Origin of the sequence: Microlunatus endophyticus (assembly GCF_014646195.1) — a bacterium.
In the GTDB taxonomy this organism is placed as follows: domain Bacteria; phylum Actinomycetota; class Actinomycetes; order Propionibacteriales; family Propionibacteriaceae; genus Microlunatus; species Microlunatus endophyticus.
Map to the genome: position 1 here is coordinate 244145 of NZ_BMMZ01000003.1, position 13804 is coordinate 257948.

The following is a 13804-nucleotide window of genomic DNA, read 5'->3' on the forward strand; positions in this document are numbered from 1 at the left end:
CTGCAAGCACTTTCAAGCAACCAGCTAGCACGGCGCGAAGACTCGATCCTCGTGGTCAGTCCTCGCCGGCCGCCCGCGGCACCGATGCGGTGATCAGGCTGCCGTCCTCGCGCCGACCGCGGGTCGTGAAGGCCCTCTCGGCATCGATCCGCGGACCCTGGTCGGCCAGGGGTACGACGACGGCCGGCCCGCCCGCCCGGACCTCGACCTGCTGGCCCCGGACCGAGAAACTTGCCTCGGTGCCGTCCTCGACCACGAACTCGTACGCGGCGTGGGTCAGCCTGGCCCGCACCCGGGTGCCCTTCAGGGTGAATCGGAAGGTCAGCGACGGCCACTCGTCCGGCAGCCGGGGGTCGAAGCTGATCTTGCGGTTGTAGTCGCGCAGGCCGCCGAAGCCCATCACCAGCGCTTCCCAGACGCCCCCGGCGTTGGCCACGTGCACCCCGTCGCTGGCGTTGCCGTGCAGATCGCCGAGGTCGACGAACAGGGCCTGGGTGAAGTAGTTCATCGCCAGCTTGTGGTAGCCGACCTCGGCCGCGATGATCGACTGCACGACCCCGGACAAGGTGGAATCGCCGGTGGTGATCGAGTCGTAGTACTCGAAATCGCTCTTCTTCTCGTCGAGGGTGAACTGGTCGCCCTGCAGGAAGAGCGCGAGCACGACGTCGGCCTGCTTCAGCACCTGGAACCGGTAGATCACCAGCGGGTGGTAGTAGAGCAGCAGCGGACGCTTGTCCTTGGGCGTGTTCGCCAGGTCCCACACCTCGCGTTCGAGGAAGTGGGCATCCTGCGGATGCACTCCGATGGTCTCGTCGTAGGGGATGTGCATGTGCTCGGCGGCCGAGGCCCATTCCTCGACCTCGTCCGGTCCAAGGTCGAGTCGCTGCACCATCCGCGCATACTCCTCCGGAGCGACCTTTTCCAACTCCAGCACGGTTTCAGCGGCCCGGCGCAGATTGAAGCGGGCCATCACGTTGGTGAAGAGGTTGTCATTGACGACGGTGGTGTATTCATCCGGGCCGGTCACGCTGTGGATGTGGAAAGCGCCGTCACCATTCTCCCGCCAGAAGCCGAGATCGGCCCACATTCGCGCGGTCTCGACCAGGATGTCAACACCCTGACGATAGAGGAAATCGGTGTCCCCGGTCGCGGCGACATACTTGTAGAGCGCGTAGGAGATGTCGGCGTCGATGTGATACTGCGCGGTGCCGGCCGCATAGTAGGCCGATGCCTCATGACCGTCGATCGTCCGCCACGGGAAGAGTGCGCCGCGCTCGGCCAGCTCACTGGCCCGGACCCGGGCCGCGTCCAGCAGGTTGTAGCGGAAGCGCATCGCACTGCGCGCCATCGATGGTGTCGTGTAGGTGAGGAACGGCAGGACGTAGACCTCAGTGTCCCAGAAGTAGTGGCCGCCGTAACCGGATCCCGAGACACCCTTGGCCGGTACGCCGGACTGCTCGGCCCGGCCGGCCGCCTGGGCCAGATGGAACAGGTTCCACCGCACGGCCTGCTGCAGCTGCGGGCTGCCCTCGATCACGACGTCGGAGCGCTCCCAGAAGGCGTCCAGCCAGGCACGCTGGTCGTCGTACTGCTTCTGGACACCCTCGGTACGGGTGCGGTCCAGGGTGCGATGACACCGATCGACCAGCTCCCGCACCGGCACACCGCGGGAGGTGTGGTACGCGACCAGCTTGGTGATCTTGATCGGTACACCGGGCTGGGCCTGGACCTTGATCACCATCTTGCCCATGTCCTCGTCGGTCTCGATCGAGGACTCGTGCTCGTCGGCGGTCTCGATCAGATGATCAACACCGACGGCGATGGTCATCTTGGAGTTGGCGGTCCGCCACCCCAGTACCATCCGGCTGTCGTTGGACCAGTGGCTCTGCGGCTCCAGCACCCGGGACTCGAAGGACTCGGCCTTGCGCGGGTCCCAGCCCTCGCCCATCGCAGCAGCCTGGACGTGATACTCGTCCTTGCCGTCCTGGCGGTTCAGGATCTGCGAGGACACGACCACCGGAGCGGCATGATCAAGAACGGTGACCTCCATCTCCATGATGGCCAGATGCCTTTGGGTGAAGGAAACCATCCGCCGAGACCGGACGCGTACCCGCTTGCCGCCGGGGGTGCGCCAGAGGATGTCGCGGGTCAGACAACCGGCGCGGAAATCCAGCGTCCGGTCGTACTCGTCGAGATCGGCGACCGACAGCAGCATCGGCTCGTCGTCGACGTAGAGCTTCATCGTCTTGGTGTCGGGGACGTTGACGATCGTCTGTCCGACGCGCGCGAAGCCGAACGCCTCCTCCGCGTGCCGGATCGGCCAGGTCTCGTGGAACCCGTTGATGAAGGTGCCGTGGGTGTAGGTCTCGCGGCCTTCCTCGACGTTGCCGCGCAGGCCCAGGTAGCCGTTGCCGACCGCGAACAGGGTCTCGGAGGTACCAAGATCATGAGTGTCGTAGACGGCCTCGGTGAGCTTCCACTCGTCGACCGGATAGCGCAGCCGGTCCATGTAGTCGCGGGCCGACGACGGCTGATCCGGTGCCGCACCGGGCTTGGCGGAGTTGAGTCCGGGAGCGACCTCCTCCAGCCGATCGGAATCATCGTCGGCCAGGCCGTCGACGGCGACACCCACCTGCGGCGTCTCCAAGTCAGAACTCATTCGGCCACCAGCTCTCCAAGATCAGCAACGACGACGTCTGCCCCGGACTCACGCAGCCGGTCCGCGCCCGCGCCACGGTCGACGCCGACCACGAGTCCGAAGCTGCCGGCCCGGCCGGCGGCGACCCCCGACAACGCATCCTCCACCACAACGGCCCGGTCCGCGAGTACTTCGAGATCATCGGCTGCGGCAAGGAATGTGTCGGGCGCCGGCTTGCCGGCCAGGTGCCGCTCGGCGGCGACGTTGCCGTCGACGATCACCGGGAACCGGTCCAGGATGCCCGCGGCGGCGAGCACGGCCCGGGCGTTGCGCGAGCTGGACACCACGGCGACCTTGACACCAGCCTTCTCGAGGTGATCGACCAGGCGGATCGAGCCGGGGAACGCCTGGACGCCGTCGGTTTCCAGGACCCGGGAGAATTCGACGTTCTTGCGGTTGCCGAGCCCGCTGACGGTCTCGACGTCCGGCGGGTCGTCCGGCGTCCCCTCCGGCAGCTCGATGCCGCGCGAGGCAAGGAAGCTTCGTACGCCGTCGTAGCGTGGCTTGCCGTCGACGTAGTCGAAGTAGTCCTGCTCGGTATAGGGCGGCTGACCGCCCCGCGAGTCGAGGTAGGCATTGAACATCCGCTCCCAGGCCCGCATGTGCACCTCGGCGGTCGGCGTCAGCACGCCGTCCAGGTCGAAGAGCACAGCCTCGTAGGTATCCAGCGAGGTCTTGGTTCGATCCGTCACAGGCGTCAAGCGTAGGGCCAGATCAGGTGAAGTTTCGACTACCGGTTCCTGAACGCTCGCCACCAACCCGACAGCGGGTCGACCGAGCCGGTCAGGGCGCCTCGGGTCACCGCACGGTGCTTCGCCGGATCCAGTGGCTGACCAGGGCAGACAACTGCTCCGGCTGCTCATGAGCAAGCGCGTGGCCGGCGTCCTCGAGGATCGCGAGCGTCGCCATCGGATACTGCCTGAAGAGCTCGCTCACACCGGCGAAACCGGCAGTGGAATCCCGGCGGCCGGCGACGATCAGGGTCGGCCCGGCGAACGGCTCGGTGCCAAGGTCGATGCGCCATCCGGAGAAGATCCGTCCGAGGACCTCCTCGTCGGCCAGCGCATTGCCGGGCACGACCTGGTCCCGGTACCGGCGGGCCGTCCTGACGGTGCGGATCACGAAGTACTCCTCGAATCCGCTGCGCAGCTTCGCATCGAGGCCGTCGTACGCGTCCGGGTCTGTCCGCACCGCCGAGGGTTCGGGGACGTCGCCGGCGCTGTCACCGATCGGACAGTGCAGTCCGAGTCCGAGCACCAGGTCGGGGCGCCGGGCAGCGAGACCCCGGGCCAGATAGGCGCCGTACGAATGACCGAGGACCAGCGCCCCGCCTGGGGCAAGCCGCTCGATGAAACGGACAAGGAGTCGTACGACATCGTCATTGTCCGAGAGCCCATCAGTCCCGCGCGTACGGCCCATGCCGGGCAGGTCCGGATAGATCCGCCGCAGGCCTTCCCCGGGAACGATCTCCTCGACCGCCGCCTCGACCTCGCGGTGATCAACTCCGGCGCCGTGCAGGACGACCAACGCCGTGCCGGCTCCGTGCTCGGCGTAGTGCACCAAGACGCCGTCGATCGCGCACTCCACAGCATCACAGTAGTCAGCGCAGCCGGCCCGTCCGGGCACCTGCGGGTTCGTCGCTGCCACCGTCTCCGACCGAAGGCCTTCGGCACGCGACCGGGTCAACATGGTCATCACCCGTCCTGGTCGGCGCCCGGGACCAGGTGCCGGGTGGCCCACGGTGCTGGCTCAGTCGATTCCGAGCCCGCGCCGCCCGGTCTCGTTGAGCTGCCCGGCCCGGAACCGGTCGGCCCAGTCGCGCTCGTAGTGCTCGGGCGGGAAGTCGGACGGGCTGGAGCCTTCCAGGAACGCAGCCCGGACCTGGGGTGCATACGCCTCATTGCGCGGGCACCACGGCGCCGCGGGGATGTACATGACGTTGCCCCAGCCTTTCTGGTCAGTCACCGGGGCGACGCTGTGGATCATGTCGCAGTGCCACCAGACCGAGTCGCCGGCGCGGACGTCGGGGATTCCGCTGACTGCGCGCAGCAGCAGCGAATGCCAGCGCTCGCTGGCCGGGAAGACCTGGTTGGTGGTGACGCCGCACATATCGTCGTCCGGAACGTCGGAGAGCAGCGGCCGCAGCATCAGGTATCCCATCGCCTCCGGGATCGGAACGGTGTGCAGCACGCCCTGGTCGTGGTCCATATCGGACAGCGCGGTCCAGCCCTGGAACGTCCGGAACACCGAGCACATGGTCGACCCCGGATAGGTCGGGCCGGCGGTGCGATAGGCGGCGTCGTACGGGTCGTACGCCTCGACGGTGCCGTCGAAGAGGTGTCGGAAGGCCTTCTGGTACGCCTCGGTCATCCACAGATCCAGCGTTCCCGGATCGAGGTGGGTGCCCAGGCCGCCCGAGTTGGTGCCTGGCGGCCGACGCCGGATGCGGTCGGGATAGAGAGAGTCGCGGTTGGGATCGAACCACTGGGTGCCCTCCGACTCCGACTTCCACAGCGAGTTCAGGAAGCTCTGGACGGCGGCCATCCGATCGCTCTGCCGGGCCTCCATCTGCGCCGTCGACCAGAAGATCGGATAGATCTCGGGCTTGGAACCGACGCTGCCGAAGAAGTCGTCGCCCGGCCCGCGGTAGTTCTCGAAGAAGTGGTTGTTCTCCACGTAGTCGACGATCCCGGCATCCCAGCCGAGCGCCTGCTCCCGTGGAAAGTGCCCTCGGACGACCAGGCAGCCACGGCGACGGAGCTTGGCCAACTGCTCGGCCGGTACGGTCCCGGCGGCGATGTCGGCGTAGTCGATCACCGGCCAGATCTCCTCGTCGCGGACCTTCGCGGCCTCGATCTCCGCAACCCTTTCGGCGATCCGCGCGTCGAGGACGGCAAAGACCTCCTCGACCGTCCGACCAGAGGCGGCGATTCGCGCGCGCAGCGCCGGCTTGATCTCGGCGATGGCCGCCTTCAGATCATCGGGCGTGGTCTCCCAGTGCGGCAGCGGCGGCAGGCCGGCCACCGGCAAAATCTCTGAATCCGTGTCGTAGACGGACATCGTCGCTCACTCCATTCCAGGAAGGACTGTTTACTAGAACGGGATCATAGGCCGGGCCCGACGATCCAGGCAAGAGTCCTACCTAGAATGGCGGCGTGACTCCCGCCCGGCCGTCCCTGGAGCTACTCCGGTCGTTGACCGACGAGCACGTGCTCCGTGCGCTGATCGCCGAGCGACGCCTGACCCGGGCTGAGATCGCTGCCCGGACCGGTATCTCCAAGCCGACGATCGGCGAGAGCGTGCGGCGGCTGACCGAGGCCGGGAAGCTGCGCGACACCGGCGAGCGCACCACTGGTCGCGGCCGGATCGGCAGCTATTACGCCTTGGCCGAGGACCTCGGGTCAGCATTGGTAATCGGCATCGCGCCCGAGGGGGTGGTGGCCGAGTCGATCGATGTGTACGGCGATGTGCTGGCCCGGACGGTCGCTGAGGTGGGACGCCCTGCCCACCCCGAACGGGTCGGGCAGGCGGTCCGGTCCGCCGCCACGGAGGTCCTGACCGGCTCCGGCCGCGCCCGGCTTGCGGTGGTGTCTGCGGCCGATCCGGTCGACCGGTCCACCGGCCGGCTCGTGCACCTGCCGTACGCACCGTTCCTGATCGGCGAGCTCGATCCCGTGGGCCTGCTCGGTCCGGGGGTCGACGGGCCGGTGATCGTCGACAACGACGTCAACTGGGCGGCGGTCACCGAGCGCGCCGGCAGTCGGGACGCCCTGGACGACTTCGCCTATCTGTACCTGGCCGAGGGCCTCGGCTGCGCGGTGGTCGCCGACGGCGAGGTACGCCGCGGCGACACCGGCCTGGCCGGTGAGATCGCAGATCTGCTCACCGTCGGCACCGACGACCGGGCAGCGCCGTTCGTCAGGGTGTTCGCCGAGCTCGGCTTGCTGCGGCCCGACTCCACCGCGATCGACGTGGACGCACTGACGGCTGGCATCACCGGCACCGGCGCCGAGGCTGCCCGCTTGCGGACGGTGCTCGGTGGAGCGATCGCCGGAGTCATCGTGGCGCTGATCGCTGTGGCCGATCCGCGGCTGGTCGTACTCGGCGGAAGCTGGGGCTCACACCCCGCTGTCGTCGCCGCAACGACGACGGCGCTGGCGAGACACCCACGGGCCGTTCCGGTCCGTGCTCCGCAGCTGACCGACGAACCAGCACTGGCCGGAGCCCGGCAGCGTGCCGTCGATGATCTTCAGGCTCTGCTGACCGGAGCGCCTGGTCGGCCACAGATCAGGCAGGACCGCTCTGGAACGGCAGCTGCCGGCCCGTCTCCAGGAGGGTCTTCAGGCCGCTGAGCACTTCGCTCCAGCCGCCACCGGCACCGGACGCCTCCTGGTCACCACGCAGCACGGCCGCCCAGAGCGGTGCCCCGGCGAGGTCATGGGTGACGGTCATTTTGCAGACTCCGCCACGGACCGGCTCGATATCGAAGGTGAGCCGCGTGTATGCCTCGGCCGCCAACTCGGGCGTCATCGTCATCCGCCAGGTCTGCACCAGCTTGTGGGGCGGATCGGCCTCGATCACCTCGCCGTCACTGATCACCTCCGGACAGCCCATCGCGAGCATGCCCTCATTGGCCCGGGCTCGGAATGCCCCGCCGGACTTCAATTCGTAGTCCAGGAGCATGGCGTAGCCGTACTTGCCGGTCCACTCGGGATCGGTGATGGCCGCCCAGATCTTCTCGGCGGGGGCGTTGATGTAGATGCGATACAGCTGGACCGTTTCGGTCCGATCCTTATCAGTCATTCGCGTCACGCCAGTCATGTCGGATTCTCCAGTTCGTTCTTCAGATCGGCGAGCATGCCGACCCGGCGCTCGTATTTGCCGATCCACCGGTCGTGGATCTGTTTGATCGGAACCGGGTTGAGGAAGTGCCGCTTCTGCCGTCCTGACCGTTGGGTGACGATCAATCCGGCCTCCTCCAACAGGCGGAGGTGCTTCATGACCCCGATCCTCGTCATCTCGACCTGCGACTCCAATTCGCCCAAGGTGCGCCCATCGAGCTCGAAGAGCAGGTCCAGCAGAAACCGCCGGGTGGGATCGGCCAGCGCCTTGAAGACCAGGGTGTCGTCGGTCACGACCCGAGAATAGGTAACCTTCTAGTTACATGTCAAGGTCGGGCCGGAATTGGCAGACTGGCGCTGTGATCACCCGGATCTGGTTCGAGACGCATTCGACCACGCTGGACAACGAAGCCGGCATCGCCTCCGGCTGGCGTCCGGGCGAACTCTCGGAGCTGGGTCGTGAGCGAGCCGCGGCGCTTGGCATCCGCATCCGCGACCGGAGCCTCGACGCCGTCTACTGTTCCGATCTCGCCCGGGCGGTACAGACCGCGAGCACCGCCTTTGCGCAGGCGGGTGTCGACCTGCCGCTGTTGCTGGACTGGCGACTACGGGAGTGTGATTACGGTCGACTCAACGGCACCCCGAGCGCCGACGTGCACGATGATCGTCTTCGCTATGCGCAGAATCCCTACCCTGGCGGTGAAAGCTGGGAACAGGCAACCCGGCGAGCCGCAGCCGGCGTACGCGATGCTGCCACCCGTCACCCCGGTGGCACGATCATGATCATCGGGCATATCGCAACCGGCTTCGGCGTTCGTCGTGCCTGCGGCGCAACCGACTCCCTCGCCACGATGATCACCGGACGATCACCCTGGAAACCGGGGCGGCTGTACGAGATCGCGCTCTGATCGATCGAGTGGCACTGCGCATGGATACGCGCCACAATCACGAGGTGCCCGGTTCCGTACGGCTGATCCGCTCCGAGTCGCTCTCCCCTGTTGCCGAGTACGCCTATGCCGCGACCGCACCGAAAGACGCTCGGTTGATCTTCCTGGCCGGAGCATGCCCGCTGAACGATGATGGATCGACCGCAGCCGTCGGGAGTTACGTCGGGCAGGCTGCCCGATGTGTCGCGACGATGATCATTGCGCTCGGGGATGCCGGTGCGACGATCGAGGACGTGATCAGCACCCGGATCTACGTCGCATCGGACCGGCAGGGCGATCTCGGCGCGGTCTGGGGTGTCGTCCGCGATGCGTTCGGGGAGCACGACGTGCCGAGCACCCTGCTCGGAGTGACCGTCCTGGGTTACGACGACCAACTGGTCGAGATCGAGGCCGTCGCGGCCGTCGTCGACTGACGGCAAGACTCCCCGGCCAGACTCCCCGGCCAGACTCCCCGGCCGGCGAGGTCCGGGCGTACGGCAGGATGTGATCATGACTCTCTTGGACGACGTACACACCGTGGTGTTCTTCGGCGACAGCATCACCGACGCCGGGCGCCGCGAAGATCCCGACCAGCTCGGCAACGGCTACGTCCGCCTGCTGGCCGGCGAACTTGCCGGCCGTACCGTGATCAACTCCGGCATCAGCGGCAACCGAGTCGTCGACCTGCAGGCACGGCTCGACGCCGACGTGCTGGCACACCAGCCGGACCTGGTGTCGATCATGATCGGCATCAACGACACCTGGCGGAAGTTCGACAGCGACGACCCGACCAGCACCGAGGCGTACGAGACCGGCTACCGGGACCTGCTCGTGCGGATCGCGGCGGCCGGATCGCGGGCGATCCTGCTGGAACCGTTCGTGCTGCCAGTGACCGAGGAACAGGCGACCGCCTGGCGCGAGGATCTCGATCCCAAGATCGATGCAGTACGCAGCCTGGCCGCCGAATTCGGCGCCCCGCTCGTCCCGCTCGACGTCGAGTTGAACAAGCTCGCGGCGCAGACCGGATCCGCCGCACTGGCCGGTGACGGCGTGCACCCGTCCGAGCAGGGTCACGCCGAGATCACCCGGCTCTGGCTCGAGGTCGCTCAGGCCTGACCATGATCACGGTCCGCGACACCCTGGACCCAGAAGACCTCGTATTCGGGTCCATCGGCTGAGTCCGAATCGGCAACCTCCTCGAACTCCTTGATCACGGCATTGATCCGTTCGTGCAGCGCCTTGGCCTGCTTGCGGGTCAGCCTCAGCGTGCGATGGCTGAAGGCAGCGGGCCACGGCCGGGGGTCACCATCGACCGGGGGCGCACTGAGGACCAGCCGATCAATGGAGCGCGACAGGTTCTGCATCATCGTCCGCCCCAGCGGGTCATCCGGCCGGGTCGTCATGAAGACACCATCGGTGGATGCCTTCCACGGATGCTCACGGCCATCCGCAGATTCATCCCGCTCCACCAGACCGAGACGTGCCAGCTGCTGCAGGTGGTAGCTCATCGCCGAGGGCGTGAGCCCCACCACCTCGGCGGCCTCGGTCGCGGTCAGCACCCGCCCGGCCCACATCTCTTCCAGCACCCGCCAGCGGGCCGGGTGGCTCACCGCGCGCATCTGTGCGAGATCGCTCAACTCACGCCGTTCGGCCACCATGGTCGACCAGAATAGTTGCCCGGCTCGGTTGGCGATCCGGGATCCGAAGCGATAGCTTCATAATTGTGAAGCATTCCCTTCTCAATTCTGACCTGTCGTCCGGTCGGCTTGATCGATGACCTCGCCGACGACCGTCCCGCTGCAACGCAACCGGCAGTTCCAGCTGCTCTGGACCGGGGCGGCGGCGTCGATGCTCGGCAGTCAGCTGACTCGGGTAGCGACCCCGCTGCTGCTACTGGCGATCACCGGCAGCCCGGGGAAGGCGGGTCTGGTGAGCGCGGTCGGCATCGTCGGCATGCTTGTCCTGCAGATGCCGGCCGGCGTGCTCGTCGATCGGTCCGACCGGCGAAGATCGCTGTCGATCACCCAAGCGGCACAGGTGATCAATTCGGCCGCGTTGATGATCATGCTGCTGTCCGGCCGCGCCGGACTGTGGAACTTCATCATGTTCTCGATCATCGACGGCGGCTGTCAGGCCTTCCTCTCGCCGGCCCGCAATGTCGCCATCCGCAACGTCGTGCCGTCCGCGCAGCTGCGTCAGGCGTACACGCAGGAGGAAGCACGGTCACACGGCACCCGTTTGCTCGGACCGGTGCTCGGCGGCGCCCTCTACGCAGCGAACAGCCTGCTGCCATTCGTCCTCGACACCCTCAGCTTTCTCATCGCCTGGGTCTGCACGGTGATCGGAAGGGTGCCGCGACAGCCGCCGGTCACAGCCGGAGGTGATCAAGAAGTGGCGCCTTCGGGGCAGCGCCGGACGCACATGGTTGCCGAAGCCGTCGAGGCAGCGCGTTGGATCGTCCGGCAGCGGGGGATGCGGGAAATGATCTTGGTGGTCACGGCGATGAACCTGCTGGGCGGCGCCTTCTCCATCCCGGTGATCGTGCACGTACGAGAGTTGGGTGGCTCATCAACGATCACCGGCCTGGTGCTGACCGGCAGCGGGATCGGCGGCCTGGTCGGCGCCGTTCTCGCCGGGCAGATCACCGGCAGGATTCCCGCCGGGCGACTGGCGGCGATCGTGCCCGCCGTCTTCGGCATCTGCATGGCCGCAGCCGCCCTGCCACTGGCCGACTGGTGGCCGATCATCCCGATCGTCATCTTCAGCCTGATCATCCCGTCGCTGAACATCACGCTCGCCACGATCACGGCTCAGCTGGTGCCGCCGGAGATGCTCGGCCGCCTCGGCTCGCTCCTCGGCTTCACGGCCTACGGACTGCAACCACTGGGACCATTGCTGGGTGGCGTACTGAGCCAGATGATCGGAGGCGGCCCGACCCTGCTGTGCGTCGGGATCGGCCTGTTGCTCACCGCCGGCGCGGCAGCGTCTAGCCGGAGCCTGCGCACTTTCCGTTCCGATGCCTCCGAGAATCTGGCAGCCTGACCCACTCCGGACGTGTAGCGTCCATCAGCAGGCGAGATACCGGCACCGAGCCAGGGAGAGGATTCCCATGGATTTCAAGTACCGCCAGACCGTCCTGGACGCGTCGGACATCGATGCCGAGGCGGCGTTCTGGGCGGGACTGCTGGACGGCACAATCTCGCCCGGCAGCGACCGCTGGCGCAATGTCTGGATCGACAGTAACTGGCAGCTTGCCATCCAACTTGCCGAGGACCATCTCCCACCGACCTGGCCCGACAAAGCGGTCCCGCAACAGATCCACTTCGATCTCTACGTCGAGGGCGCGGCGGCTGTCGGACCGGTCGCCGCGAAGATCATCGAGCTCGGTGGCCGAGTGGCTCGACCGGCGCCGGACCGGTCCACCCCACGAGGAATCGACGTGTTCGCCTCCCCGGCGGGTCACCTGGTTTGCATCTGCTGGTTGCCGCGCGAGGACCAGTAGATCCGCAGCCGACCAGTCATCGGGCCGGCTCCCAACCTCAACCTTTTGAGGTTACGAACGCGGCACGCCGGCGGAGCCAGCCGGTACCGGCGGGGGAATATGCAACCTCAAAGCTAGAGGCTCGCACCCGGAGGTAGACGATTTCATTCGCCGCAAGCTCAGGCGAACTGCGGGCGGAAATGATCACCGATCTCGGGATCCACAAGCACTTCTTGTGCCGCGGCGATCCCGTCGACTGTGAGCTCTGCATCGACCGGGACGTTGCGCTTGACCAGACCGAGCCCAATCGGTCCGTCCTCCCAGTGCCGGGCCGAGCTGCCCATCCGGCCGATCTGCTTGCCAGAAAGCAGAATCGGCGCGCCGACCTCGGGTAGCGCTTCGGCTGATCCATCCAGCTGCAGCCGGATCAGCCGGCGGGGCGGACGGCCGAGAGCCTGCACGCGCCCGACCGTCTCCTGACCCGGATAGCAACCCTTGTTCAGGTGCACCGCGGCACCGAGAACGCCGATCTCGTTGGGGATGGCGCGCTGATCGGTGTCCACGCCGATCCGGGGCACACCGGCAGCGATTCGACGAGCTTCGTACGCCCACGTGCCGGCCGGCGAGCCCGTCGCGACAACATCACTGATCTTGTTGCGGGGGACGAAAAGATCATGGCCGCCCAGCGAGTCCTGATAACTCCGGTACAGGAAGTCGCTGCCCGGATCACCGGCAGTCCACACGACGCCGAAGTCCGCCGAGCGGTCTACCACCTCGACCCGCAGCATGAAGCGCATCCGGTCCAGGAACGCCACCAGCGGACCGACGCCACCCGGCTCGGTGTGGGCCCAGAAGGTCTCACCGTCGTCGACGCCGTAGAGGACGTGCTCGATGTGGCCCTGGGATCCGGACAGGACCAGCGCGGTCGTCCCGGCGCGGGGCGCGAGGTCGGTCAGGTGCTGGGTCGTGAGCGAGTGCAGCCAGCTCAGTCGGTCCGGGCCGGCGACGGTCAGCACGCCCCGGTGGGACAGGTCGACGATGCCCAGGCCTGCCTCGATCTCCCGCTGTTCGCGCGTCGGGTTGCCGTAGTGCCAGGCGACTCCCTGGTCCGGACCTGCTTCGGCGATCACCGCCGTACCCATGGACTGCTCCGTTCGTGAAGTTACTACCAGTGTGCAGCACCGGCGCCGTACGGTTTCTTCCCGCTCGTCCCGGCCACTCACGCAATCCGACTCACGCGAGACGGCTCACGAGATGCGACGCAGCCGCCCCCACTGGTAGCTCTGGATCGGCTGACCGTCGGCCGCACGGTCGAAGGTCCACAGCAGATCGCTCTCGACGTTGCCGTAGAGCCGATGCCCGGCGGTGTAATCGGGAGCACTCGCCGTCCGGACCACCGCATCGGTCCGCAGCTCGATCTTCGCACCCTGGATGTTGCCGTACCAGACCTCGACCCAGCCCTCCGGGTTGGTCATCACGACCTCGATCGAGGCGTCTCGCTGTGGTCGCCAGAAGCCCGTCTCCATCGACAACGGCCGGACAGGCTGCCCGTCGGGACCCACCTCGTAGGTCTGGGACAGATAGTGCAGATAGCTGCCGCCATTGTGGCTGAAGTCGATCCTCTGGCCGAAGTCCAGGTCCTCGGTGCCGGGGTAGCTGCTCTTGCCGCTGCCCTCCCAGCTGCCGATCATCCAGGCCAGCGCGACGAGGTCGGGGTTCAGGTCGGACGGAATCTCGAAAGCCACCCCTCCAGAATCCCACAAACCGGCCGTGACGCCGGTCCCGCCCGTCCCCGTCCTCTGCACGCAGGCTGCTCCGCGCGATGCCGGTCCTCGCCGAAGCCCCGCTGAGAGTGGCA

At 67.1% G+C, this 13804-nt stretch carries 15 protein-coding genes; 6 read left to right on the plus strand and 9 right to left on the minus strand.

The window, feature by feature from the left end; all coding sequences use genetic code 11:
• Positions 1-55: 55 nt before the first annotated feature.
• The 4 genes from IEY07_RS07985 to IEY07_RS08000 form a co-directional block, all read right to left on the minus strand.
• Positions 56-2509, minus strand: a complete 2454-nt coding sequence (locus IEY07_RS07985; protein ID WP_188894857.1) for a glycoside hydrolase family 65 protein — start codon at positions 2507-2509, stop codon at positions 56-58.
• Positions 2510-2655: 146 nt separating this feature from the next.
• Positions 2656-3390: an HAD family hydrolase gene (locus tag IEY07_RS07990; protein ID WP_229669839.1), complete on the minus strand. Its 735-nt coding sequence runs from the start codon at positions 3388-3390 to the stop codon at positions 2656-2658.
• Positions 3391-3496: 106 nt separating this feature from the next.
• Positions 3497-4393 carry an alpha/beta fold hydrolase gene (locus IEY07_RS07995; RefSeq protein ID WP_229669840.1) on the minus strand — a complete coding sequence of 299 codons (897 nt, stop codon included), beginning with the start codon at positions 4391-4393 and terminating at the stop codon, positions 3497-3499.
• Positions 4394-4447: 54 nt separating this feature from the next.
• Positions 4448-5758, minus strand: coding sequence for a DUF1479 domain-containing protein (locus IEY07_RS08000; protein WP_188894665.1), 1311 nt, complete (start codon positions 5756-5758; stop codon positions 4448-4450).
• A 95-nt stretch (positions 5759-5853) separates the two neighbouring features.
• On the opposite strand from IEY07_RS08000, the gene IEY07_RS08005 reads away from it, so the two are divergent.
• Positions 5854-7050: an ROK family transcriptional regulator gene (locus IEY07_RS08005; protein ID WP_188894666.1), complete on the plus strand. Its 1197-nt coding sequence runs from the start codon at positions 5854-5856 to the stop codon at positions 7048-7050.
• On the opposite strand, the gene IEY07_RS08010 is transcribed toward IEY07_RS08005, so the two are convergent.
• Positions 6986-7501 (minus strand): SRPBCC family protein, encoded by a 516-nt coding sequence (locus IEY07_RS08010; RefSeq protein ID WP_188894667.1) that lies wholly within the window; start codon positions 7499-7501, stop codon positions 6986-6988. The two genes, IEY07_RS08005 and IEY07_RS08010, sit on opposite strands and share 65 nt — an antisense overlap.
• A gap of 14 nt (positions 7502-7515) precedes the next feature.
• Positions 7516-7833, minus strand: coding sequence for an ArsR/SmtB family transcription factor (locus IEY07_RS08015; protein ID WP_188894668.1), 318 nt, complete (start codon positions 7831-7833; stop codon positions 7516-7518).
• A gap of 65 nt (positions 7834-7898) precedes the next feature.
• On the opposite strand from IEY07_RS08015, the gene IEY07_RS08020 reads away from it, so the two are divergent.
• The 3 genes from IEY07_RS08020 to IEY07_RS08030 all read left to right on the plus strand — a co-directional run bounded on the left by IEY07_RS08020 (position 7899) and on the right by IEY07_RS08030 (position 9581).
• A complete protein-coding gene (locus IEY07_RS08020) occupies positions 7899-8447 on the plus strand; it encodes a histidine phosphatase family protein (RefSeq protein ID WP_188894669.1) in 549 nt (182 codons plus the stop codon).
• Between the two features lie 44 nt (positions 8448-8491).
• Positions 8492-8899: a RidA family protein gene (locus IEY07_RS08025; RefSeq protein ID WP_188894670.1), complete on the plus strand. Its 408-nt coding sequence runs from the start codon at positions 8492-8494 to the stop codon at positions 8897-8899.
• A 76-nt stretch (positions 8900-8975) separates the two neighbouring features.
• Positions 8976-9581, plus strand: a complete 606-nt coding sequence (locus tag IEY07_RS08030; protein WP_188894671.1) for an SGNH/GDSL hydrolase family protein — start codon at positions 8976-8978, stop codon at positions 9579-9581.
• Here the strand turns inward: IEY07_RS08030 and IEY07_RS08035 are convergent.
• Positions 9572-10123: a winged helix-turn-helix domain-containing protein gene (locus tag IEY07_RS08035; RefSeq protein WP_188894672.1), complete on the minus strand. Its 552-nt coding sequence runs from the start codon at positions 10121-10123 to the stop codon at positions 9572-9574. The two genes, IEY07_RS08030 and IEY07_RS08035, sit on opposite strands and share 10 nt — an antisense overlap.
• Positions 10124-10238: 115 nt before the next feature.
• On the opposite strand from IEY07_RS08035, the gene IEY07_RS08040 reads away from it, so the two are divergent.
• Both IEY07_RS08040 and IEY07_RS08045 read left to right on the plus strand, forming a co-directional pair.
• Complete coding sequence (locus IEY07_RS08040) at positions 10239-11507, plus strand: MFS transporter (RefSeq protein WP_188894673.1); 1269 nt, start codon at positions 10239-10241, stop codon at positions 11505-11507.
• Between the two features lie 67 nt (positions 11508-11574).
• On the plus strand, positions 11575-11967 hold the full coding sequence (locus IEY07_RS08045; RefSeq protein ID WP_188894674.1) for a VOC family protein: 393 nt from the start codon (positions 11575-11577) through the stop codon (positions 11965-11967).
• 158 nt (positions 11968-12125) lie between these two features.
• Here IEY07_RS08045 and ygfZ read toward each other — a convergent pair whose 3' ends face one another.
• Both ygfZ and IEY07_RS08055 read right to left on the minus strand, forming a co-directional pair.
• Positions 12126-13088 (minus strand): CAF17-like 4Fe-4S cluster assembly/insertion protein YgfZ, encoded by a 963-nt coding sequence (ygfZ, locus tag IEY07_RS08050; RefSeq protein ID WP_188894675.1) that lies wholly within the window; start codon positions 13086-13088, stop codon positions 12126-12128.
• Between the two features lie 105 nt (positions 13089-13193).
• Positions 13194-13691, minus strand: coding sequence for a heme-binding beta-barrel domain-containing protein (locus tag IEY07_RS08055; RefSeq protein WP_188894676.1), 498 nt, complete (start codon positions 13689-13691; stop codon positions 13194-13196).
• Positions 13692-13804 lie beyond the last annotated feature (113 nt).

Excerpts from the sequence above, each read along its gene's own strand:
- IEY07_RS07995 (WP_229669840.1), bottom strand. The coding sequence starts at position 4,393 with ATGACCATGTTGACCCGGTCGCGTGCCGAAGGCCTTCGGTCGGAGACG.
- IEY07_RS08030 (WP_188894671.1), top strand. The coding sequence starts at position 8,976 with ATGACTCTCTTGGACGACGTACACACCGTGGTGTTCTTCGGCGACAGC.
- IEY07_RS08045 (WP_188894674.1), top strand. The coding sequence starts at position 11,575 with ATGGATTTCAAGTACCGCCAGACCGTCCTGGACGCGTCGGACATCGAT.
- IEY07_RS08010 (WP_188894667.1), bottom strand. The coding sequence starts at position 7,501 with ATGACTGATAAGGATCGGACCGAAACGGTCCAGCTGTATCGCATCTAC.
- IEY07_RS08040 (WP_188894673.1), top strand. The coding sequence starts at position 10,239 with ATGACCTCGCCGACGACCGTCCCGCTGCAACGCAACCGGCAGTTCCAG.
- ygfZ (WP_188894675.1), bottom strand. The coding sequence starts at position 13,088 with ATGGGTACGGCGGTGATCGCCGAAGCAGGTCCGGACCAGGGAGTCGCC.
- IEY07_RS07985 (WP_188894857.1), bottom strand. The coding sequence starts at position 2,509 with ATGGACCGGCTGCGCTATCCGGTCGACGAGTGGAAGCTCACCGAGGCC.
- IEY07_RS08035 (WP_188894672.1), bottom strand. The coding sequence starts at position 10,123 with ATGGTGGCCGAACGGCGTGAGTTGAGCGATCTCGCACAGATGCGCGCG.
- IEY07_RS08000 (WP_188894665.1), bottom strand. The coding sequence starts at position 5,758 with ATGTCCGTCTACGACACGGATTCAGAGATTTTGCCGGTGGCCGGCCTG.